Annotated in this window: 6 protein-coding genes; 5 read left to right on the forward strand and 1 reads right to left on the reverse strand. The window is 75.0% G+C overall.

Translation table 11 applies throughout. The features are described from left to right. Positions 1 to 39: 39 nt before the first annotated feature. The gene (locus OG403_RS33715) at positions 40 to 375 is read left to right on the forward strand and encodes a hypothetical protein (protein WP_329571186.1); all 336 of its coding nucleotides are present in this window, start codon (positions 40 to 42) and stop codon (positions 373 to 375) included. Further along, positions 363 to 1,391 carry a LacI family DNA-binding transcriptional regulator gene (locus tag OG403_RS33720; protein WP_329571187.1) on the forward strand — a complete coding sequence of 343 codons (1,029 nt, stop codon included), beginning with the start codon at positions 363 to 365 and terminating at the stop codon, positions 1,389 to 1,391. Before OG403_RS33715 ends, OG403_RS33720 begins: the two co-directional genes overlap by 13 nt. A 123-nt stretch (positions 1,392 to 1,514) precedes the next feature. On the opposite strand, the gene OG403_RS33725 is transcribed toward OG403_RS33720, so the two are convergent. Then, positions 1,515 to 3,131, reverse strand: a complete 1,617-nt coding sequence (locus OG403_RS33725; protein ID WP_329571189.1) for an MFS transporter — start codon at positions 3,129 to 3,131, stop codon at positions 1,515 to 1,517. 1,176 nt (positions 3,132 to 4,307) lie between these two features. On the opposite strand from OG403_RS33725, the gene OG403_RS33730 reads away from it, so the two are divergent. The 3 genes from OG403_RS33730 (at position 4,308) to OG403_RS33740 (ending at position 24,292) form a co-directional block, all read left to right on the forward strand. Then, entirely contained in the window at positions 4,308 to 5,432 is a 1,125-nt protein-coding gene (locus OG403_RS33730) for a cytochrome P450 (RefSeq protein WP_329571191.1), read from the forward strand. Positions 5,433 to 5,529: 97 nt separating this feature from the next. After that, positions 5,530 to 6,879, forward strand: a complete 1,350-nt coding sequence (locus OG403_RS33735) for a serine hydrolase domain-containing protein (protein WP_329571193.1) — start codon at positions 5,530 to 5,532, stop codon at positions 6,877 to 6,879. A gap of 169 nt (positions 6,880 to 7,048) precedes the next feature. Further along, entirely contained in the window at positions 7,049 to 24,292 is a 17,244-nt protein-coding gene (locus tag OG403_RS33740) for a non-ribosomal peptide synthetase (RefSeq protein WP_329571195.1), read from the forward strand. The last annotated feature ends 7 nt before the right edge of the window (positions 24,293 to 24,299 follow it).

Below are 24,299 nucleotides of genomic sequence, written 5' to 3' on the forward strand. Positions count from 1 at the left end.
GGTCAGCTGCCGTAGCGCGGCGACAGGGGGTCGCCGAGGTTGATCACGGTGTTGCGGGTCGCGGTCACCGAGGACGCGCCGTCGTCGCTCCGCGTCCAGCTGGAACTGCCGCTGTCGGCCGTGCCGTTGAGGGTGCTGATCTGGTTGCCGTCGGAGCCGGTGGCCGACGAACTCGCCCAGGCCGACCGGGAGTCCGGCGCCGTGGAGCCGGCCGGGGCCGGCTGCCCGTGCGAGGTCGGCCCCGGCGGCTACGACATCCACTCGCCCCGGGTGCCGAGCCTGGCGGAGGCCGCCGCGCACTGCGCCGCCCGGCGGCGGTCGGGCTGCCGACCTGCGCGGTTGCGGCGTGTAGGGTCCCGAGCGTGTCCAAAGTAACGCGCAATGATGTGGCCAGGCTGGCAGGTACCTCGACTGCGGTGGTCAGTTATGTCATCAACAACGGACCGCGGCCGGTCGCCCCGATGACCCGGGAACGGGTTCTCGCGGCGATAGCGGAACTCGGCTACCGGCCGAACAGCGTGGCCCAGGCCATGGCCCGGCGCCGCACCAATCTGATCGGCATCGTGGTGCCGGACGCCCGCCAGCCCTTCTTCGCCGGTCTCGCCCACGCGGTGGAGCAAGTGGCGGCGGAGAAAGGAAAGTTGCTGCTGATAGGCAACTCCGACTACGCCGATGACCGGGAGAACCACTACATCCGCGCGTTCCTCGGCATGCAGGTCGACGGCCTGATCCTGATCAGCCAGAACCCCTCCGCACAGGCCATGGCCGACATGTCCGCGATCGACAGCGGCACCCGGGTGGTGATGCTGCACCACCGGATCGAGCTGACCGACAACGTGGCGGTGGTGACCGACGACGCCGGTGGCGCCCGACTGGCCGTCAGTCACCTGCTGGGGCACGGACATCACCGGGTCGCCTGCTTCGGCGGCTCGAACACCCGCGGACCGTACGACCCGGTGACCGGCCGGGTCGCGGGGTGGAGCGAGGCGATGGCCGCGGCCGGCCTTCCGGTGGACGGCCTGCTGACCGAGGCGCCGTTCGACCGGGTCAACGCCTATGGGGTGGCGCGCCGGCTGCTCGGGCGGCCGGATCGCCCCTCGGCGGTCTTCTGCGTGACCGACGACCAGGCGATCGGGCTGCTGCGGGCGGCCGCCGAGCTCGGCCTGCGGGTGCCGCAGGACCTGGCGGTGGTGGGCTTCGACGACATCGCCGAGGCGACGATCGCCGATCCGCCGCTGACCACCGTGGCGTCGGCCCAGGGGGCGATGGCGCGGGCCGCGGTCGACCTGGCGCTGGAGACCGATCCGCATGCCTGGGAGTCGGGGCCCAGGGTCCGGGAGTTCCCCGTCCAACTGGTGGTGCGGCGCTCGTGCGGGTGCGCGCCGGTGTAGCGGGTGCGCGCCGGGAGCACGGGAGTAGCCGGGAGTACGGGGAGTAGCGGAGCAGGGGAGACGACTGCCGCGCTGCGGATTGGCGTGCGCCCTCGGCAGCGCCCGCTGGCCCGCTGGGCCCGGTCAGGCGCCGCGCCGGCCCTCGCCGGTGCCCGGGTTCAGGTGGGCCTGGGCCGGCTCCTCGGCGTCCTGCGGGGTGCGGGTGACCCGGGTGCCGGGGTGCAGGCGGGCGCAGAGGAAGGCGACCGCGAGGGCGATGGCCATGCCGTAGAGGACGTAGCGGTTGCCTTCGGCGAAGTCGAGCCGGATGGCGTCCAGGGTGCTGGTGCTGACTCCGGCGGGGGCGGCGCCGCCGCTGCTGCCGGTGAGGTTCTGGGTGATGCTCTTGGCGGTGCTGTGGGCGACGCCGGAGGGCAGGCCCTGGCCGGTCAGGGTGGTGGTGATCTTCGACGTGGTGGTGTTCAGCAGGATCGTGCCGAGGACGGCCAGGCTGAGGCTGGCGGAGTAGTTGCGCACGGTCTGGGTGATACCGGTGACCTCGCCGTAGGAGGCGTCGATGGCGCGGTTGACCGCGTCGGTGGAGGCCGGGGTCAGCAGCAGTCCGATGCCCGCGCCGCCCATCACGATGCACCACCACTGGGCGCCCAGGGACAGGTCGGTGATCCTCGCCGCCCAGAACGCGAAACCGACCGCGCCGAGCGCGGTGCCGAGCAGCATGGGTGACTTGGCGCCGCGCTGGTCGAGCATCCGGCCGCCGAGCTGCGAACCGGGGGCGAAGCCGGCGAAGAAGACGAGCAGGTACAGGCCCGCCTGGTTGGCGGTGTAGCCGAGCGCGACCTGGGCGTACACCGAGGCGAAGAAGAAGACCGGGACGAAGGCCATCATGGCGAAGAACAGCACCGCGTTGTCGACCGCGAAGGCGCGGTCGGCGAAGACCCGCGTCTTGATCAGCGGGTCGGCGGCGCGCTGTTCGACCAGCACGAAGACGACCAGGAAGACCAGCCCGAAGCCGATGCACAGCCAGGTCGCCGCGCTGTGCCAGCCCCAGGTCGAGGCCTGCTGCAGGCCCAGCACGCTCAGGCCCATGCCGACGGCGACCAGCACCGCGCCCGGCCAGTCGATCGGCTCGGGGCGCGGGGTGTTGCGGATCCGGGCCAGCAGGGTGAGCGTGACCGCCACGATCGCGACCGGGACGTTGACCCAGAAGATCGCCCGCCAGGTCCAACTGGTCAGCCAGCCGCCCAGGATGGGGCCGAGCGCGGTCAGGCCGCCGGCCACCCCGAAGAAGAGGGCCAGCGCGCGGCCGCGCCGCTCCAGCGGGAACACCTCGACGACCACCGCCAGTGCGGCGGGGAACATCAGAGCCGCGCCCAGGCCCTGCACCGCGCGGAAGATGATCAGCCAGGCCTCCGCCCCGCTGCCCTTGGGGACGGCGCCGCAGAGCGCCGAGGCGATCACGAAGGTCAGGGTGCCGATCAGCATCATCCGCTTGTGGCCGAGGATGTCCGCCAGTCGTCCGCCGAGCGCGAAGAACGCGGCCAGCGCCAGCAGGTAGGCGTTGACCACCCACTGCATCCCGGTCGCGGACAGGCCCAGCTCGCGGATGATGCTGGGAGCGGCGATGGAGACGATCGTCTGGTCGATGAAGGTCATCGAGACGGCGAACATCATCGCCGCAAGGGTCAGCGACTGGCTCGCGGTGGCGGGTGCGGAGACTCCGCGGGCGGGCTGAGAGCCCATCGGGCCACTTCCTCGGGTCGGGGCGGGGGGTTGGGACGGCGGTCGGGGGTGGGCCGAGCCGGGGTACCAACCGACCCTGCCCGCAAGCGGGACGGCAGGGGCGGCGCGGCACGGCGATGTCACCCGCATGGGCGCAGCGCGGGACGGTGGGGGCGGCGCGGTGACCATGGCAGCTCGGTCGAACGGCAGAGCGAACGGCGGGGCGGCGGTAGGGCGAACGGCGGGGCGACGGTAGGGCGAACAGGCGAGCGAACACAGATCGCAACCAAACGAGCGCCCCGCCGCGCCGGGGCGCCCGCGCCCGCCGCGGGCAACCAATACCACAGGTTCCGGAGACCCGGTCGCCGTGCGACGGGTCGGCCGGGGCGCTGCCGCGAGCCTTGACCCGCCGCCGCGCGGTCGGCTTCCCGGCCCGCCGGTCGGCGGATGGCGCAGGTGAACTGGCCTCTTCCAGAGCCGAGTTGGAATCGGCCGGGGTCGGCGCGACACTCTATGGGCCCGCCTGCGGTTGCCGTCGCGGCGCCGGGGCAGCCGAGGAGATGACGTCCGGATGGACCGTTGGTCGGAGCGAGACCCATGAGAGTTGTTCCCCGTTCAACCGCAGGGGGTTGCATGAGAGTGACTCACCGTGAAGACTGTGGCGGGTTCGTCGTTGCGGCGTTCGGGACTCCGGTTCCGTGCTGCCCGGATCGCCTGCCGTGGCGGGTTGCGCGCAGCGGTTCCATGGAGAGATTGCTGGGGGGATTGCTATGTCAGGTTGGTCCGCCGTGCCGGTCGGGACGCGGGACTTCGGCCGACCGCAGAGCCGTGCCGGCCTGCCACGGGAGTGTTGAGGTGCTTCACCTCGCCCGGACAACAGGCCGACGGTAGTTGATCGTTCGCCCCTCGCGGGGCGGCGTCACGCGGGTCTCACCCGCTTCGTCCGGACATCGAGTGCCAAGTCCGACCCCGGGAAGGCTCCGTGGGAGGGCGGGCGCCAACGCCCCGTCCGGAGCCGCTCGGTGGCCCGTTCACCATGCCCTGCCGGGCGCCACCCGGTACCACCCCTTCCTGAACCCGCCATGCCCGCGAGCCGCGATCCAAGGAGAACAGGTGACCAGCGACCAACTGCAGTACGCATCCGTCCTATTGGACGACATACCCGAGCGATGGCGGCACTTACGCGAGGCCGGACCGGTGCGCTACGACGAGCGCCAGGACAGATGGCAGGTCCTGGACCACGAGACCGTCGCAGCCGTGCTCGCCGATCCGGCCACCTACTCCTCGGATCTCTCCTCCCTGGCTCCCGCCCAGGAGGACTTCGAGACCTTCCGGCAGGGCAACTTCGTCGGCATGGACCCACCGCAACACCGGAGCCTGCGCGCGCTGGTGAGCCAGGCGTTCACCCCGCGGGTCGTGCAGGGGCTGGCCCCGCGCATCGAGGCCGTGTGCGCGCAGCTGCTGGACGCCGTCGCGGACCACGACCGGTTCGACCTGGTCGACGCGCTGGCCTATCCGCTCCCCATCATCGTCATCGCCGAACTCCTCGGCGTCCCGGCCCAGGAGCACCGCCTCTTCCAGGAGTGGGCGAGCGTCCTGTTCAGCGGCGACCAGCTCGGTGAGGCGCCCGACATGGCCGACCTGGAACGAGCGCTGGAGGCCATCGCCCCCGCCGTCCGCGAGATGAACGGGTACGTGCTGCAGCACATCCGCAACCGCCGCGCCCGGCCGGGGGACGATCTCACCAGCAGGCTGATCAGCGCCGAGGTGGACGGTGTCCGCCTCGCGGACGAGCAGATCGTCGGATTCGTCGCCCTGCTGCTGGTCGCCGGGCACGTCACCACGACCGCGCTGCTGGGCAACGCCGTGGTGGCCTTCGACCGGCATCCCGGCACGGACGCCGCGCTGCGCGCCGACCCCGGCCTGCTCGCACCGGCCATCGAGGAGGTGCTGCGCTGGCTGCCCCCCTTCCCCGAGCTGGGGCGCCTGGTGACCCGGCCCGTGGTCCTCGGCGGTTACCAACTGCCGTCCGGTACGCTGCTGATGGCCCATCTCGGGACCGCCAACCGCGATCCGGCCCGCTTCGAGGCGCCCGACGTCTTCGATGTGACCCGCCACCCCAATCCCCATCTGACCTTCGGCCACGGCATCCACTTCTGCTTCGGCGCGCCGCTGGCCCGGCTGGAGGCGCGGATCGCGCTGCGCATCCTGCAGAGACGTTTCCGCACCCTCGCGGTCCCCGGCTACCAGGACGTCACGTACCAGAACCCGGCCGTCATCATCGGCGTGCGCCGGCTGCCGGTCGAGGTCGTCAGAGCGTAGTCCGGGCGTCCCGCGCCCCCGGTCGGCCCCACGGCGCTCACCCGCCGCCGACCGCCACCGCCGCACATGAGGCCCAGTCAACGGGAGTCCCCTTCTCATGCCGTATCCCACCAGCGCTCCGGTCCGCGAGCGCGCGCCGTTCCTCTTACGCCAAGAGCTGCAGCACCGGCTCGACACCCTCGCGCGGATCCACCGGGTGCCCGGCGCCCAACTGGTCCTGGACACCGGCTCGGAGGTCGTCGCCCTGCACACCGGCACCGCCGACGCCGCCACCGGTGCCCCCTTCACCGCGCAGACCGCCGTTCCGCTGGGGTCGCTCACCAAGCCCTACACGGCTGCCCTGGTGATGCTCCTCGCCGACGACGGCGACCTCGACCCGGACGACCCCGCCGCCGACCACCTGCCCGAGCTGCGCGGTGTGCCCGACGTGACGATCCGTCAACTGCTGAGCCATACAAGTGGTCTGCCCACCGGGCCGGACTCCGACAGCGCTGCCCGGACCACCGCGGCCCACTACCTGTCGTCGGTGTGCACCGCCCGCGACGCGCTCTTCGCGCCCGGATCCGACTTCTCCTACTCCAACGCCGGCTACGTCGCCGCCGGACGGCTGGTGGAGACGGTGACCGGCATGCCGTGGCACGAGGCGGTGCGGGCGCTGCTCCTCGAACCCCTGGGCACCGCAGCCGCGTTCCTCGGCAGCGCCGGCGCGGCCCGCCCGGTGGCCGCCGGTCACGCGCTCAACACGGCGACCGGCCGGGTCCGTCCGGTCGGGCAGAACCTGGCTCCGCTGGAGGCGCCGGCCGGCGGCCTGCTGGCGAGCGCGCTGGACCTCGCCGCGCTCGGCCGCGCCCTGGTCGGCCGGACCGGGGTGCTGCCGACCGCTGTCGCCAAGGAGATGCGGCGCCCGCAGCCGGCCGCCCGGCCGGGTGCGCTCGCGGACGGCTGGGGGCTGGGACTGGCCCTCTACCGGCAGGACGACCGGCTCTGGTGCGGCCACGACGGCAACGCCCAGGGCACCTCCTGCCACCTGCGCGCCGAACCGGACAGCGGTGCGGTGGTCGCCTTCACGGGCAACGCCGGTGCCGCGACCGCGCTCTGGCGCGACCTCGCCGAGGACCTGGACCGAATAGCCGGGGTGCGGGTGCCCGCCGCGATCGCGCCCGCGGCCATGGGGGACCCGGTCGTGCTGCCCGAGGTCGCGGGCAGCTACCTCAACGGCGGCACCCGGTTCCGGGTCGCGCTGGCGCCCGACGGCTCGCCGACCCTCTCCGTCGACGGGGACCTGCCGATACCGCTGCGCTGTCACGCCGATCTGTCGATCGATCTGCTCGACCCGGGCACCGGCCGCCCCGAGTCCGGCGGACGGTTCCACCGTGACCCCGTCACCGGGGTGATCGACCGCGTGCAGATATCCGGGCGAATGGCCCGCCGCACCGGCCTCGCCTGAGCCGTCAGCCCGTCAGCCCGCCAGTTCCATCAGCCCATCAGCCCGAAGCACCGGGCGCGCCTGGGGCGTGCCCGCACCAGCCCACCGCACCGCTGCCGTGGGTCCGAGGCTGCCCGCCGCCCGCCGCCGCTCGCGCCGCATCCTCCCCCCACCCGGAAGGACTTCACCCATGGCCGACCTGTCCGACAAGCCCGTGGCCGCGTCCACCCCGCCGCAGGCCGGTGGCATCGCCGGGCCGCCGCAGGCAGGCACGGCACTGTCGCCGGACCCATGGTCGGCCCACCCGACGCTGGGTGAGCTGTTCGCCGCGGTGGTGGCCCGCACCCCGGACGCGCCCGCCGTCACCGATGGCCGGCGCACCTGGACCTTCCGGGAACTGGCCGCGCGGGCCGACCTGTTGGCCGGCCACCTGGTGAGACGCGGTGCCGGTCCCGACCGGACGGTGGCGCTGGTGCTGCCCCGCTCGATGGAACTGATCGCGGCCGAGCTGGCCGTCGCGCGGGCGGGCGCCGCCTTCCTGCCCGTGGACCCCGCCTACCCCGCCGAGCGGCGGGCGCTGATGCTGGCCGACGCGGCGCCCGCGGTGACCCTCGACGACCCGGCCTTCGTCCGCGCCGTGCTGGACGCGGCGGACGGGAGCCAGGCCGACCGTCCCGGTCCGGCGGTCGGTGCCGACCACACCGCGTACGTGATCTACACCTCGGGCTCCACCGGGACGCCGAAGGGCGTCGCGGTCACCCACCGCGGCATCGGCGGGTTCACCGCCGCCGCCATCGAGCGCTACGAGGTGCGGCCGGGCGACCGCGTGCTGCAGTTCTCCTCGCCCAGCTTCGACGCCTCCGTCCTGGAGCTCTTCATCTCCGTGCTGTCCGGCGCCACCCTCGTGGTGCCCCCGGACGGCCCCTGGCTGGGCGACGAACTCGCCGCCGTGCTGGACGAACACCGCATCACGCACGCCCTGATCCCGCCGGCGGCGCTGGCCACCCTCCCCGCCCCGGCGACCGGCGCCGCCCGTCACCTGCGCACGCTGATCGTCGGGGCCGAAGCCTGCCCGGCCGTGCTGGTCGACCGCTGGGCGCCCGGGCGACGCATGATCAACTCCTACGGCCCGACCGAGGCCACCATCGTCGCCAGCTGGACCGGGCCGCTGTCGGCCGGCGCCGGCACCCCGACGATCGGCGGCGCGCTGCCGCACACCCGGCTGTACCTCCTCGACGCGGCCATGCGCCCCCAACCAGACGGAACCGACGGCGAGTTGTACATCGGCGGCGACGCGGTGGCGCGTGGCTACCTGAACCGCGCGGGCCTGACCGCCGCGCGCTTCGTCGCCGACCCCTTCGGGCCGCCGGGCGCCCGGCTCTACCGCACCGGCGACCGGGCGCGCCGGACCGCCGGCGGGGAGCTGGAGTTCCTCGGCCGGCTCGACCGGCAGGTGAAGCTCCGCGGCTTCCGGATCGAACCGGGGGAGATCGAGGCTGCCCTGCGGCAGCACGCCGAGGTCGGCGAGGCCGTCGTCGTGGTCCGCGAGGACGAGCCGGGCCGCGAGCGCCTGGTCGGCTACGTCACGCCCACCGACCCGCAGCGCACCCCGGACCCGGCGGCGCTGCGCGCGGCCGTGGCCGCCGCTCTGCCGGCCCACCTGGTGCCGTCCGCCATCGTCGTGCTGGCGGCGCTGCCGCTCACCCCGCAGCACAAGATCGACCGGCGGGCGCTGCCCGCGCCCGCCCGCCCGGCCCCGGTCGGCCGATCCGCGCCGCTCACCGCGCAGGAGCGCACCCTGGCCGCCATCTGGGCGGAGGTCCTGGGTGTCGACGCCGTCCGGGCGAGCGACGACTTCTTCGAGCTGGGCGGTGACTCGATCCTCGCCGCCCGGACCCTGGCCCGGGTCCGGGACGAGCTGGGCGTCCGGCTGACCCTGCGGGACGTCTTCACCGCACGCTCCGTCGCCGCCCTGGCCCCGCTGCTGGGCGAGCAGCCCGCCGCCGCGCCGCCGGCGCCGATCCCGCCCGCCCCGCGCGGGGTGGCGCTGCCGCTCTCCAACGCCCAGCGACGGCTCTGGTTCCTGGACGACCTCACCGCCGGCGGGACGGAGTACAACACCGGCGTGGCCCTGCGGCTGCGCGGCGCACCGGCCCCCGAGGCGCTGCGCCGGGCCCTGCGGCGGCTCGCCGCCCGCCACGACTCGCTGCGCACCACCTTCGGCACCCTCGACGGGCAGGGCGTGCAGCGGATCTCGGCGGCCGCCGAACTGCCGCTGCACACGGCCGACCTCGGCGACCTGCCGGACGAGGAGCGGGCCGAGGCCGCCGAACGGCTGCTGACCGAGGAGTTGAGCCGCCCCTACGACCTGACGCACGGTCCGCTCGCGCGGGCGCTGCTGGTGCGCCTGGCCGACGACGAGCACCTGCTGCTGCTGGGGCAGCACCACATCATCACCGACGGCTGGTCGGTGGGCGTGCTCACCCGCGAACTGGCCGCGCTCTACCACGCGGAGGTCTCCGGCGAGCCGGACGGCCTGCCCGCCCCGGTGCTCCAGTACCCCGACTTCGCGGTGTGGGAGCAGCGGCAGGCGGCCGGCGGCGGGGACGGGGCCGCCGAGGACCTCGCGTACTGGAAGCGGAGCCTGTCCGGTCTGGGGCAGCTGCAACTGCCCACCGACCGGCCGCGGCCCGCGCTGCGCGGCACGTCCGGCGCGGCGCACCGCCACCACCTCCCGGCGGACCTGGTGGACCGGCTGCGGCACCTCGCCGCCGGCCGCGGCACGACGGTGTTCACCCTGTTCGCCGGGGCGTCCGCGCTGCTCTTCGCGCGCTACTCCGGCCAGCGGGACGTGGCGTTCGGCACCGTCACCAACGGGCGGGAGCGCCGCGAACTGGAGGAGGTGACCGGCTTCTTCGCCAACACCGTGGTGCTGCGCGGCGACGTGGACGAGTCGGTCACCGTCGACCGGTTCGTCGAGAGCATGCGCGCCACCGTGCTGGACGCCTTCGTCCACGCCGGGGTGCCGTTCGACCGGGTGGTCGAGGAGCTGGCCCCGCCCCGGGACCCCAGCCGCACCCCGCTGGTGCAGGTACTCGTCGTCCAGCAGACCGCCGCCGCCGGCCTGCCGAGCGCGGGCGGCCTGCGGTTCGAGGAGCACCCGCTGCCCCGCCCGGCCGCCCGGTTCGACCTGGTCCTGGAGTTCGCGCCGGACGCCGAGGGGGCCTGCGCGCTGACCGTCGAGTACAACACGGACCTGTTCGAAGCACGGACCGTGGACCGGATGACCCGTCACCTGCACCGCCTGCTCGCGGAGATGGCGGACGGTCCGCAGCGCACGCTGGCCGAACTGCCCATGCTCTCGCCGGAGGAGCAGCGCACGCTGCTCGACTCCTGGAACCCGCCCGCGCGCGGTCGGCGGGACCTGCCCGACACCGCGCTGCCCGAGCTGTTCCAGGCGCAGGTGGCCCGCAACCCCGACCGGACCGCCGTCGTCTGCGGCTCGGCACGGTTGGACTACACGCAGGTGAACCGGCGTGCCAACCGCCTCGCCCGGCTGCTCGTCGCGCGCGGTGCGGGCCCGGAGCGGCTGGTCGCGCTCTGCCTGCCCCGCTCCGCCGAACTGCCCTCGGCGCTCTGGGCGGTGCTGAAGTCGGGCGCGGGATACCTCCCGGTGGACCCGGGCTACCCGGCCGAGCGGATCCGCCTGATGCTGGACGACGCCGAGCCCACGCTCGTCGTCGCCACCCGGGAGACGGCGGCCGCGCTGCCCGAGGGCTGCGCCGCGCTGATCCTGGAGGACCACGCCGCAGCCCTCGACGCCGAGCTCCCGGGCGCCGCCGCCGACTTCACCGACGCCGACCTGACCGACGCCGACCTGACCGACGCCGACCGGCTCCGGCCGCTGCTGCCGGACCACCCCGCGTACGTCATCTACACCTCGGGGTCGACCGGCCGGCCCAAGGGCGTGGTGGTCACCCACCGCAGCGTCATCGAACTCGCCGCCTGGGTACGGGAGCGGTTCGGCGCTCGCGAGCTGGAGCACGTGATCGCCTCCACCTCGCTCAACTTCGACGTCTCGGTCTTCGAGCTGCTCTGCCCCCTGATGGTCGGCGGCAGCCTCGAGGTGGTCGCCGACCTGACCGCCCTGGCCGACGCGCCGACCCGGCGGCGGGTCGGGCTGGTCAGCGGCGTGCCCTCGGTGATCTCCCGCCTGTTCGCCCAGGGCACGGCTCCCGTCGACGCGGACACCGTCGTGCTGGCCGGCGAGGCGCTGCCCGCCCAGGTGGTGCGCGATCTGCGGGACGCCATGCCCGCGTGCGAGATCGCCAATGTCTACGGCCCCACCGAGGCCACCGTGTACGCCACCGCCTGGTTCGCCGGTGACCGGCTGCCGGACCAGGCACCGCCGATCGGCAGGCCGCTGGCGCTGACCCGGGTCTACGTCCTCGACCGCGCGCTGCGCCCGCAGCCGCTGGGTGTGACAGGCGAGTTGTACCTCGGCGGCGCCAGCCTGGCGCGCGGCTACCTGCGGCGCCCGGGCCTGAGTGCCGCCCGGTTCGTCGCCGACCCGTACGGCGCGCCGGGGGAGCGGATGTACCGCACCGGGGACCTGGTGCGGTGGAGCGCCGACGGCGAGTTGGAGTACATCGGCCGGATCGACCAGCAGGTCAAGGTGCGTGGCTTCCGCATCGAACTGGGCGAGGTGGAGGAGGCGCTGCGGACCTGCGAGGGCGTGACCCAGGCGGCCGCCACCGTCTGCGAGAGCGACGGCAACCGGCGCCTGGTCGGCTACGTCGTCCCCGTTCCGGGCGGCCGGGTGGAGCCCGAGGCCGTGCGCCGGGAGCTGGGCCTCACGCTGCCCGACTACCTGGTCCCGTCGGTCGTTGTGGTGCTGCCCGCCCTGCCGCTCAACCCCAACGGCAAGCTCGACCGGAGCCGGCTGCCGGATCCGGGGCCGGCCGTGCACGCCGTGCGCCACGTCGAGCCCCGCACCCCCACCGAGCGGGTCTTCGCCGAGATCTGGGCGGACATCCTGCGGGTGGCACGGGTCGGCGTGGACGACAACTTCTTCAAGCTCGGCGGCGACTCCATCCTCAGCATCCAGGTGGTGGCCCGCGCCCGGCAGGCGGGCCTGCCGGTGACCTCCCGGGACGTCTACCAGCACCAGACGGTCGCCGCGCTCGCCCGGTGCGCGGACGACGCCGGCCGGCTGCGGCCGGCCGCGCCCGCCGCGGTGGCCGCCACCGGGGCGAGCCCCCTGACGCCCATCCAGCGCTGGTGGTTCGACAGCGCCGCCGAGGGTGTCGGGCACTTCGCCCAGGCGCTCTCCGTCCAACTGCCCGACGAGCTGGATCCGGTGGCGCTGGAGCACGCGCTGAACGACCTGGTCGCCCACCACGACGCGTTGCGCTCCGCCTTCCCCGCCGGCGAGGGCCCGGGGGCCGGCGCCGAGGACGTGCGCTGGCGGATCGACGAGCAGGCGCCCCGGCTCGCCCTGACCCGCCACACCGGCCCGGACACCGACACCCCCCACTTCGGCCCCTTCGACCTGCGCCACGGGCCGCTGCTACGCGCCGTGCTGCACGAGCGCGGCCCCGGCCGCCCGCAGGTGCTGCACCTGGCCGTGCACCACCTGGTGGTCGACGGGGTCTCCTGGCGGGTGCTGCTGGAGGACCTCGACCGCGCCTACCGCGCCCGCCGCGAGGGCGGCGACGGGACGGCGGCACTGCCGGCGAAGTCCTCGCCGCTGCGGCAGTGGGCCCAGCGGCTGCGCGCGCACGCCGCCGACGGGGGCTTCGACGACGAGCAGGCGTACTGGGCGCAGGCGGTCCCGCAGTGCGCGGACCCGGTCCCGGCCGACCTGGCCGACGGCACCGACACCTACGCCTCGGCCCGCTCGGTGACCGTGCGGCTGAGCCCGGCGGACACCGCCGTGCTGCTGCGCACGCTGCCCGACACCTACCGCACCCAGGTCAACGACGTGCTGCTGAGCGCGCTGGGCCGGGTGCTGTGCGCGGCGAGCGGCCAGGACCGGGTGCTGGTGGACGTCGAGGGTCACGGCCGCGAGGAGCTCTTCGCCGACCTCGACATCAGCCGCACCGTCGGCTGGTTCACCACCCGGCACCCCGTCGCCCTCGCGGTACCCGCGGAAGCGGGCTGGGACGCGGTCCTCAAGCAGGTCAAGGAGCAGCTGCGCGCCGTCCCCCGGCACGGCCTGGGCCATGACGTGCTGCGGCAGCTGGGCAGGCTCGGGACGGCCGCGCAGGGCGCGCACGCGCAGGTCAGCTTCAACTACCTGGGGCGGATCGCCTTCCCGGAGGACCCGGACGGGCTGTACCGGGGCATCGTCCGGCCGCTGGAACTGGACGCCGACCCGCTGGCGAAGCGCCCGCACGCCCTTGAGGTGGTCGGGCAACTCGACGGCGACGTGCTGGAGTTCACCTGGTTCTATGCCGAGGGGCGGCACCGGGAGGCCACCGTCGCGGCGCTGGCCGAGCGGTTCGCCGAGGCGCTGGCCGACCTCGCCCGGCACGCGGCCCGGCCGGGCGCCGGCGGCCGCACGCCGTCCGACTTCCCGCTGGCCCGGCTCGACCAGGCCGCTGTGGACCGGATCGTGGGGGGCGAGCCGGGCGCCGTCGAGGACGTCCTGCCGCTGACGCCGACCCAGGCCGGCATGCTCTTCCACGGCCTCTCCCAGGACGACAGCGGCGTCTACTTCCAGCAGCTGACCTTCGTCCTGGAGGGCATCGCGGACCCGGACGCGCTGGCCTCGGCCTGGCAGCGGGTCACTGACCGCACCGCCGTGCTGCGCGGCCGGGTCCTCTGGCAGGACATGCCCGAGCCGCTGCTGGTGGTCCAGCGCCACGCGCCGTTGCCGGTGAGCCGGTTGGACTGGCGGGAGCTGTCCGAGGACGAGCGCCGCAGCCGGCTGGGCGACCTGCTGGACCGCGACCGCGCGCAGGGCATCGACCTGGCGCAGGCCCCGCTGCAGCGCCTGGTGCTCGCCCGCGTCTCCGACACCGGTGTGCGGGTGGTGTGGTCCTTCCACCACCTGGTGCTGGACGGCTGGAGCCTCTTCCAGGTGCTCTCCGACGTCTTCGCCTGCCACACGGCGCTCCGCGGGTCCGGGCCCGAGTCGTCCGCGACCGACCTGCTGCCGGACCGCCGTCCCTTCCGCGACTACGTGGCCTGGCTGCGCGAGCGCGACTGGGTGCAGGCCGAACGGTACTGGCAGGACCGGCTCACCGGCCTGACCGAGGCCACCGCGCTGCCCTGGGACCGCGAGCCGCGCCAGAGCCACCGCGCGGAGTCCACCCAGGCCGTGCGGGTCACCGTGCCCGAGGCCACCACCCGGGCGCTGGAAGACCTTGCGAAAAGCTCCGGCCTCACGCTGAACACCCTGGTACAGGGCGCCTGGGCGCTGCTGCTGGCCCGTCAGGCGGGCCGGGACGAGGTGGTGTTCGGCACCACCGTTTCCGGACGTCCGCCGGAGCTGCCCGGCTCCGAGGCGATGACCGGCCTGTTCATCACGACGCTGCCCACCCGGGCGGCGGTGCCGGACGGCGGCACCCTGCTGGACTGGCTGCACCGGCTGCAGCGGGACCAGAGCGAGGACCGGCGCTTCGACTACGTACCGCTCACCCGGCTGCGGACCTTCACCGGCCTGCCCGAGCGGGTCGCGCTCTTCGACAGCATCGTCGTCTTCGAGAACTACCCGGTCGACAACGACCTCGCCGCCGCCCACGGTCTGCGGCTGAGCGGCCTGGACGGCATCGAGACCACCAACTACCCGCTGAGCCTGGTGGCCTACCCGGGGGCCGAGCTGGCCCTGCGGCTCTGCTACGACCCGCAGTTGTTCGACGCCGGCACGGTGCGGCGGATCGCCGAGTACCTCACGGTGCTGCTGGCGGGCATGCCCGCCGGCGGCCACCGCCCGCCCGCGCGGCTGCCGTTGCTGACCGCCGAGCGCCGCAGCCGGCTGCTCGAGACCTGGAACGACACCGCCACCGAACGTCCCGAGGGCAGCGTCGCGGAGCTCTTCGCCGCCCAGGTGCGCCGCACACCCGACGCCATCGCCCTGGAAGCGGGCCCCGAGCGCGTCAGCTACCGGGAGCTCGACGCCCGCGCCGCCGCCCTGGCGGGCCGGCTGGCGGCGCTCGGTGTGCGGGCGGAACGCCCGGTCGGGGTGCTGATGAATCGTTCCGTCCAGCTGATCGTGGCCCAACTGGCCCTGGTCCGCACCGGCGGGGTGTACGTGCCGCTGGACGGCAGGGCGCCGCGCGAGCGGCTGCGCCGGATGCTGGCCGAGGCCGGCGCGGACCTGCTGCTCACCGACGAGCACTGGGAGCGGACGGCTCGCGAGCTGTGCCCCGACGAGGGTGTGCTGTGCCTCGACGACCTGGGCACCGACGACCTGGGCACCGACGAGCTGGGCTGTGGGGAGCGGTCGGCCCCGGCGGTGCATCCCGACAACGTCCAGTACCTGATGTTCACTTCGGGCTCCACCGGCACCCCCAAGGGCGTCGCGGTGCGCCAGCGCGACGTCGCCGCGCTCGCCCTGGACCGGGCCTTCGCCGGCCACGACCGGGTGCTCGTGCACTCCCCGCACGCCTTCGACGCCGCCACCTACGAGGTGTGGGTGCCGCTGCTGCGCGGCGGCACCGCCGTGCTGGCCCCGCCGGTCGACCTGGACGCCGCCCTGGTCCGCCGCGCCATCACCGAACAGGGCGTACGCTGCCTCTGGTTGACCGTCGGCCTGTTCCGGCTGCTCGCCCAGGAGGACCCCGGCTGCCTGCGCGGCGCCCGGGAGGTGTGGACCGGCGGCGAGGCGGTGCCGGGCGCGGTGGTGGACCGGGTGCTGCGGGCCTGCCCCGGCCTCATCGTGGTCGACGGCTACGGCCCCACCGAGACCACCACCTTCGCCACCCGGCGCGCCTTCCGGGCCGGCGATGCCCTGCCCGCCGTGCTGCCGATCGGACGCCCGCTGGACAACACCCGGGTGTACGTGCTGGACGACGCGTTCCAGCCGCAACCCCCGGGCATCACCGGGCAGTTGTACATCGCCGGCGCCGGACTGGCGCGGGGCTACGCGGGCCGGCCCGGCGAGAGCGCCGCCCGCTACGTCGCCGACCCGTTCGGGCCGCCCGGGGAACGGATGTACCGCACCGGCGACACCGTGCGCTGGAGCGAGGACGGCGAACTGCACTTCGTGGGCCGCGCGGACGACCAGATCAAGATCCGCGGCTTCCGGATCGAGCCCGCCGAGATCGAGGCGCGGCTGACCGCCCACCCGGACGTCGCCGAGGCGGTCGTGTCGCTCTACGAGGACGCCGGGCGCAAGCGGCTGGCCGCCCACCTGGTGCCGGCCGAGGGCGGCGCGCTGCCGTCCGCCACCGAGCTCCGGGAGCACCTGGCGGCCGACCTGCCCGACTACATGCTGCCCGCCGCGTTCGTCGCGGTGCCGGAACTGCCGCTGACGGTCAACGGCAAGGTGGACCGGCGCCGGCTGCCCGCCCCCGACTGGTCGGCGGCCGGCGACAGCGCCTACCGCGCCCCGCGCACCGAGACCGAGCGGGTGCTGGCCGCCATCTGGGCGGAACTGCTCGGTGCGGACCAAGTCGGCGTGGACGACGACTTCTTCATGCTGGGCGGCGACTCGATCCTGAGCATCCAGGTCGTCTCCCGGGCTCGCGCCGCAGGCCTCGCGCTGACCCCGCGCGACCTGTTCCGGCGTCCCACCATCGCCGCGCTGGCCGCCGCCACCGGCACCGCGGGCTCCGTCGCCGGCACCGAACCGGTGAGCGGCGAGGTCGGTCTGACGCCCATCCAGCACTGGTACCTCGACCCGGAACCGGCGCACGCGGAGTTCTTCAACCAGTCCGTGGTCCTGGAGGTGCCGGCCGAGGTCGACCCGCAGGTGCTGCGACGCGCCCTGACGGCCCTGTGGGCGCACCACGACGCCCTGCGCTCCCGGTTCACCATCGACGGCGACGGCGGCTGGCACCAGCACTGCGCCCCGGCGGACGCCGCCGCCCCCGAACTGCTGGAGGTCTGCGACCTCAGCGGCCTGGACCAGGCGGCGGCCGAGCAGGCCGAGGCCCGGGTGACGGCGGCGGCGCACGCCGCCTTCCGGCTGGACACCCTCCCGCTGCTCACCGCCCGGCTCTTCACCGCCGCCGGCACCCGGCCCGCCCGGCTGCTGCTGGCCGTCCACCACCTGCTGGTCGACGGCGTCTCCTGGCGGGTGCTGCTGGAGGACCTGGAGACCGCCTACCGGCAGGCCGTGGCGGGGCGGCCGCTGCGCCTGCCCGCCCGCACCACCTCCGTCCAGGAGTGGACGCGCCGGCTGCGCGAGCACACCGGGAACGGCGGCTTCGCGGACCAGCGCGCCCACTGGGCGGCGGTCGCCCGGCACTGCGCGCAACCGCTGCCGGTGGACGGCGAGGGCGGCAACACCATGGCCGACGTGCGCGCCGTGACGGTCCGGCTGGACCGCGAGCGCACCGACGACCTGCTGCGCAAGGTCCCCGGGGTCTACCGCACCCGGATCGACGACGTGCTGCTCACCGCGCTGGGCCGGGTGCTCGCCGCGTGGACCGGCCGGGGCACCGTCGCCGTCGGCCTGGAGGGGCACGGCCGCGAGGACCAGGTGTTCGAGGACGTCGACCTGTCCCGCACGGTCGGCTGGTTCACCACGCTCTTCCCCGTTGCCCTCCAGGTCCCGCAGGGGGACTGGGGCGCCGCGCTGAAGTCCGTGAAGGAGCAACTGCGGGCGGTGCCGGACCGGGGCCTGGGCTACGGCGCGCTGCGCTACCTCGCCCGGGACGAGCGGCCGGCCGGGGAGTCGGACCCCGGCATCAGCTTCAACTACCTGGGCCGGTTCGACTGGTCCGCCGACGACGCGGCCCTGGTCCGCGCCGTCCCCGGCGGCCTGGACGGCGCGGAGGCGCCCGGCACCGAGCGCCCGCACCTGCTGGACGTGGTGGCCCGGGTCGAGGACGACCGGCTGGAGATCAGCTGGTACTACAGCAGCGGCCGGCACCACGAGCGGACCGTCAGCGGGCTCGCCGACGGCATGCTGCGCGCGCTCGAGGAGATCGTCGCGCACTGCGCCCGCCCGGCGGCCGGCGGCCGCACGCCGTCCGACTTCCCGCTGGCCCGCCTCGACCAGGCGGCCGTGGACCTGGTCGTCGGGGACGGCCGCGCCGTCGCCGACGTCTACCCGCTGACGCCGATGCAGGCCGGCATGCTCTTCCACAGCCTGCTGGACCCGGACGGCAGCACCTACGTCAACCAGGTGCAGCTGGTGCTCTCCGGGGTCACCGACCCGCACGCCCTGGCCGAGGCCTGGCAGCGCACCGCGGATGCCAACCCGATCCTGCGCACCCGGCTGACCTGGCAGGAGAGCGCCGAGCCGCTCCAGGTCGTCCAGCAGCGGGCCGCCATCCCGGTGACCCACCACGACTGGACCGGGCAGCCGGCCGACCAGGGCGAGCGGGAGATGGCCCGGCTGCTCGCCGAGGACCGGCGGGCCGGCATCGACCTGGGCGCGGCGCCGCTGATGCGGCTGACCCTGATCCGGCTCTCCCCGACCCGGGTGCGGCTGGTGTGGACCTTCCACCACGTGCTGCTCGACGGGTGGAGCGCGGCCCAGGTCTTCGACGAGGTGTGCGAGCGGTACGCCGCGCTGACCTCCGGACACCGCCCGCAGCTGCCCGAGCGTGCCCCGTTCGGCGACTACCTGGGCTGGCTGGCCCAGCAGGACGGCGCCGCCGCCGAGCGGTACTGGCGCGACACCCTGGCCGGATTCCCGGCCGCCACCCGACTGCCCCAGGACCGGTGGCCCGCGGAGGCCCACCGCAGCTCGTCGTCCGCGTCGGTGCGGGTGACCCTCGACACCGGGCTGTCGGCCCGGCTGCGGGAGACGGCGCAGCAGGCGGGGTTGACCGTCAACACCGTGCTGCAGGGCGCCTGGGCGCTGCTGCTCTCCCGCTACGGCGGCGGGGACGACGTGGTGTTCGGCACCATCGTCTCCGGCCGGCCCGCCGAACTCCCCGGCGTGACCTCGATGGTGGGGCTGTTCATCAACACCCAGCCGACCCGGGTGCGGATCGAGGGGCGACGCCCGCTGCGGCCGTGGCTGCGCGAGCTGCAGGCCGCCCAGTCGGAGGCCCGGCGCCATGACTTCGTCTCGCTGGCGCAGCTGCGGAGCTGGAGCGAAGTGCCCGGCGGGACCAGCCTGTTCGACAGCATCGTGGTCTTCGAGAACTACCCGTTCGACGAGGACGCGGTGGCCCGGCACGGTCTGGGCATCGAGGCGGAACGCGACCTGCAGCCGACCAACTACCCGCTCAGCGTGTCGATGGTCCCCGGTGACGCGCTGGCGGTCAGCCTGGACTACGACCCGGCGGCCTTCGACGCCGCGACCGTCGAGGAGCTCGGGGCGAGCCTGACGACGCTGCTGGCGGCGCTGGCGGCCGACCTCGACCGCCCGTCGGCCGACCTGCCGCTGCCGGCCGCCGACCGGCGCCGCGAGGCGCTCGAACGGCTCGGTGGCGTGGCGGCCGAGGCGCCGCGGAGCACGCTGCCCGAGCCGGTCGGGGCCGCCCCGGCCGCGGGCGGCGACCGGCCGCCGCGCACCGACGCGGAGCGGACGCTGGCCGCGATCTGGTCCGAGGTCCTCGGCGTGCCCGAAGTCCGCGCGGACGACAACTACTTCGCGCTCGGCGGCGACTCGATCCTGGGGATCCAGATCGTCTCGGCCGCGCGCCGAGCCGGCCTCGCGCTGACTCCCAGGCACCTGTTCGCGCACCAGAGTCTGGCCGAACTCGCCCTGGCCGCCGAGGAGTCACCGGTCACGGCGGTCGCCGCCGAACAGGGCGCGGTGGTGGGCGAGGTCCCGCTCACCCCCGTGCAGCACTGGCTGTTCGACACCCTGGGCGGCGACGCGCGCTTCACCCAGGCGGTCTCCTTCGAGCTCGCCGCGGACACCGACGAGACCCTGCTGCGGGCCGCGCTGACCGCTGTGCTGGAGCAGCACGACGCGCTGCGGATGCGGTTCGAACCGGTGGGCCCCGGGCGGTGGCGCCAGTACGGCGCCGCGCCCGGCAGCGCACCGGTCGGCCTGGGCGTGCACGACCTGCCCGCCGGTGAGCCGGCCGCGTTCGCGGCGGCGCTGCGCGAGGTGGCCGACGACCTGGCCGGCGGCTTCGACCTGACCGACGGGCCGCTGCTGCGGGCCGCGCTCTGCCGCTCCGGCGGTGCGCGGCGCCCGGTCCTGCTGCTGGCCGCGCACCACCTGGTGGTGGACGCGGTCTCCTGGCGCCTGATCCTGGAGGACCTGGACACCGCCTACCGCGCCCTGTGCGCGGGCAAGGGGCCCGACCTCGGGGCCAAGAGCACCTCGTTGCGGGCCTGGGCCCAGCGGCTCGCCGCGCACACCGCCGCCGGCGGCTTCGACGACGAACTCGCCCACTGGTACGACCTCGAGCGCGGCGCCGCGAGCTCCCTGCCGACCGACCTCGGCGGCGCCAACACGGCCGCCGTCGAGGAGGAGCTGACCGTCGGCCTGGACGCCGAGGAGACGCGAGCGCTGCTGCAGGACGTGCCGGAGGTCTACCGCACCCGCGTCAACGACGTCCTGCTCTGCGCGCTCGGCCGGGTGCTGGCCCGCTGGACCGGGCGGGACCGGGTGGCGGTGGCCCTGGAGGGCCACGGCCGCGAGGAGGTGTTCGACGACGTCGACCTGGCGCGGACCGTCGGCTGGTTCACCACGATGTACCCGGTCGCGCTGGACGTCCCCCGGGACGCCGACACCGGTACCGCGCTGAAGGCGGTCAAGGAGAGCCTGCGGGCCGTGCCGCGCGGCGGACTCGGCTACGGCGCGCTGCGGTTCCTGCGGCCCGAGGCCGACCCGCGGCTGCCCGGCCTGCCGCGGATCGGCTTCAACTACCTGGGCCGGCAGGACTGGAACGGCCCCTCGGGCGGCCTGCTGCACGCTCCGCACGGCCCGCTCGCCGGCGGCATGGACCGCACGGCCGAGCGGCCGCACCTGCTCGACGTCCTCGGGCAGGTGAGCGAGGGGAGGCTGGCGTTCACCTGGTCGTACTCCCGTGAGGTGCACCGGCGCGAGACCGTTGCCCGACTGGCGGCCGAACTGGCGGACGAACTGCGGGCGATCGTCCGGCACTGCGCCGAGCCGGGCGCGGGGGGCCGCACGCCGTCCGACTTCCCGCTGGCCCCCCTGGACCAGGCGGCCGTCGACCGGCTGGTCGGCACCGGGCAGGGCGTGGCGGACCTCTATCCGCTCACGCCCACCCAGACCGGCATGGTCGTGCACGGCCTGGACGAGGCGGAACACGGCCTCTACGTCGAGCAGCTCACCTTCGTGCTGGACGGCGCCCGCGACCTGGGGCTGCTGGCCGCCGCGTGGCAGCACGTGGTCGACCGCACCCCCGTGCTGCGCACCGCCGTGGCCCTGCGCGACGTGCCCGTGCCGCTGCAGGTGGTGCACCGGAGCGTGACCCTGCCGGTGACCGAACACGACTGGAGCGCCCTGGCCGAGCAGCGGCGCGCGGCGGAGCTGGAGCGGCTGCTCGCCGAAGAGCGGGACCGTTCGCTGGCGCTGGACCGCGCCCCGCTGCTGCGGCTCGACCTGGTGCGGCTCGGCGCGGACGCGGTGCGTGTCGTGTGGACCTTCCACCACGTGCTGCTGGACGGCTGGAGCGTCTTCCAGGTCCTGGCGGACGTGCTGGCCGCCCATGCCGCGCTCGCCCGGGGCGAGCAGCCGAGCCTGCCCGAGCGCCGGCCCTTCGCGGACTACGCGGCCCACCTCGCCGCCCGCGACACCGGCCGGGCGGCGGAGCACTGGCGGGGTGTGCTGGCGGACCTCGCCACGCCCACCGCGCTGCCCTACGACCGCAGGCCCGCCCAGGGCGCCACGGCCAACTCCGGGGTCTGGCTCTCGCAGCGGCTCGGCGAGGCCGCCACGACGCGGCTCCAGGAGTTCGCCCGCAGGCACCGGCTGACCTTCAACACCCTGGTGCAGGGCGCCTGGGCGCTGCTGCTGTCGCGCTGGAGCGGTGAGCCGCAGGTGTGCTTCGGCACGACCGTCTCGGGCCGGCCGACCGACCTGGTCGGCGCCGACACCATCGTCGGTCTCTTCATCACCACCCTGCCCGCGCGCATCACCGTCGACGGCACCGCGCAGTGCGCCGACTGGCTGCGCGGGGTGCAGGAGGCCCGGGCCGAGGACCGCCGGTTCGACCACCTGCCGTTGGGCGAGATCCGGGGCCTGAGCGAACTGCCGCCCGGGGCAGCGATGTTCGACAGCCTGGTGGTCTTCGAGAACTACCCGGTCGGCGACGCCACCGCCGGCGCGCACGGTCTGCTGATCCGCGACCTGGAGGCCAGGGAGGCCACCAACTACCCGCTCACCGTGGTCATCTCGCCCGGCGACCAGCTCAGCGTGGAACTCGGATACGACCCGCGGTACTTCGATCCGGGCACGGCCGGCTCGCTAGCCGGCCAGCTGCTGCACACGCTTTCCGCGCTGGCGGCCTCGGACGGCACCGTCCGGCTGGACGAGGTCGACGTGCTGCCGTCCGGCGAGCGCAGCCGGCTGCTGCGCGCACCGGCGCGGCCGGAACTCGCCCCGGTGCCCCCGGCCACCCTGCCCGCGCTGGTCGAGGCCGCCGTGGACCGGTGGCCGACCGCGCCGGCGCTCAGCGCCGCCGGCCTGCGGCTCTCCTTCGCCGAGGCCGAGACGCACGCCAACCGCCTGGCGCACCGGCTGATCGCCCGGGGAGCGGGCCCCGGCGAGCTGGTCGCCCTGCTGCTGCCGCGCTCGGCGGACATGGTGCTGGCCCAGCTGGCGGTCGCCAAGGCGGGCGCGGCCTTCCTGCCGGTCGATCCCAACTACCCGGACGAGCGGATCGAGTTGATGCTGCGAGACGCGGCTCCCGCGCTCACCCTGGACGCCAAGGAGGTGGCCGCGCTGCTGGCCGCGCCCCCGGACGGCGTCCCGGCCCACCGGCCCACCGACGCGGACCGGACCCGCCCGCTCGATCTGGACGACCCGGCCTACGTCATCTACACCTCCGGCTCCACCGGCACCCCGAAGGGAGTCGTGATCACCCACCGCGGGCTCGCGGCGTTCGCCGCGGCCGAGGCCGAGCACTACCAAGTCGCCCCGGGCGACCGGGTGCTGGCCTTCGCCACGCCCAGCTTCGACGCCGCCGTGCTCGAACTGTGCATGGCGCTGCCGCACGGTGCCCGGCTGGTGGTGCCCGCGCCCGGTCCGCTGCTCGGCGCGCAACTGGCCGAGGTGCTGCGGGCGGAGCGGATCACCCACACCCTGCTGCCGCCGGCCGCCCTCGCCACCGTGCCGTCCGACACCCCCGGCACGCTGCCCGACCTGAAGACGCTGGTGGTCGGCGCCGACGCGTGCAGCGCCGACCTGGTCGCCCGCTGGGCCCCGCACCACCGCATGGTCAACTCCTATGGGCCCACCGAGGCCACCGTGGTGGCCACCTGGTCCGCGCCGCTGGTGGCGGACGGCGCCGCGCCTCCGATCGGGCGCGCGCTGCCGGCCACCGGCGCCTACCTGCTGGACGCCCGGCTGCGGCCGGTCCCCGACGGCGTGGCGGGCGAACTGTGGCTGAGCGGGCCGTCCCTGGCCCGCGGCTACCTGGGCCGACCGGGCCTGACCGCCGCCCGCTTCGCCGCCGACCCGTTCGGGCCGCCCGGCAGCCGCATGTACCGCACCGGTGACCGGGCGCGCCGCGACTCCCAGGGCGAACTGCACTACCTGGGCCGCACCGACCACCAGCTCAAGCTGCGCGGCCACCGGATCGAGGCGGGCGAGGTGGAGGCGGCCCTGGTGCGCCACCCGGCCGTGCTGGACGCCGTGGTGAGCGTGCGCGAGGACGAGCCGGGGCTGCCACGCCTGGTCGCCCACCTGCTCGCGGCCCCCGGTGCCCAGGCGCCGACCGGCGCCGAGCTGCGCGCGCTGGCCGCCCGCCGGCTGCCGGGCTACATGGTCCCCTCGGCGTTCGCGGTCCTGGACCGCTTCCCGCTCACCGAGAACGGCAAGACCGACCGGGCGGCGCTGCCCGCGCCGGCCCCGGTCGAGCAGGAGCGGGCCGCCCACGTGGCGCCCCGCACGCCCACCGAGGAGGCGGTGGCGGCCATCTGGGAGGAGACCCTGCGCACGGCCGTGGGCGCCGAGGACGACTACTTCCTGCTGGGCGGCGACTCCATGCACGCCCTGCTGATCGCCTCCCGCGCCAACGACGCCTTCGGCGTCACGCTCACTCCCCGCGACGTCCTGGTCTGCCGCACCGTGGCCGCCCTGGCGGAGCTGGTGGAGGAGCAGGTGCTGAGCGAGTTCGAAGACGCCGCGTACGGCGGCCCCGACGATGACGAACGGTGAGGACCCG

It is taken from the genome of Kitasatospora sp. NBC_01266 (assembly GCF_036242395.1).
GTDB lineage: Bacteria > Actinomycetota > Actinomycetes > Streptomycetales > Streptomycetaceae > Kitasatospora.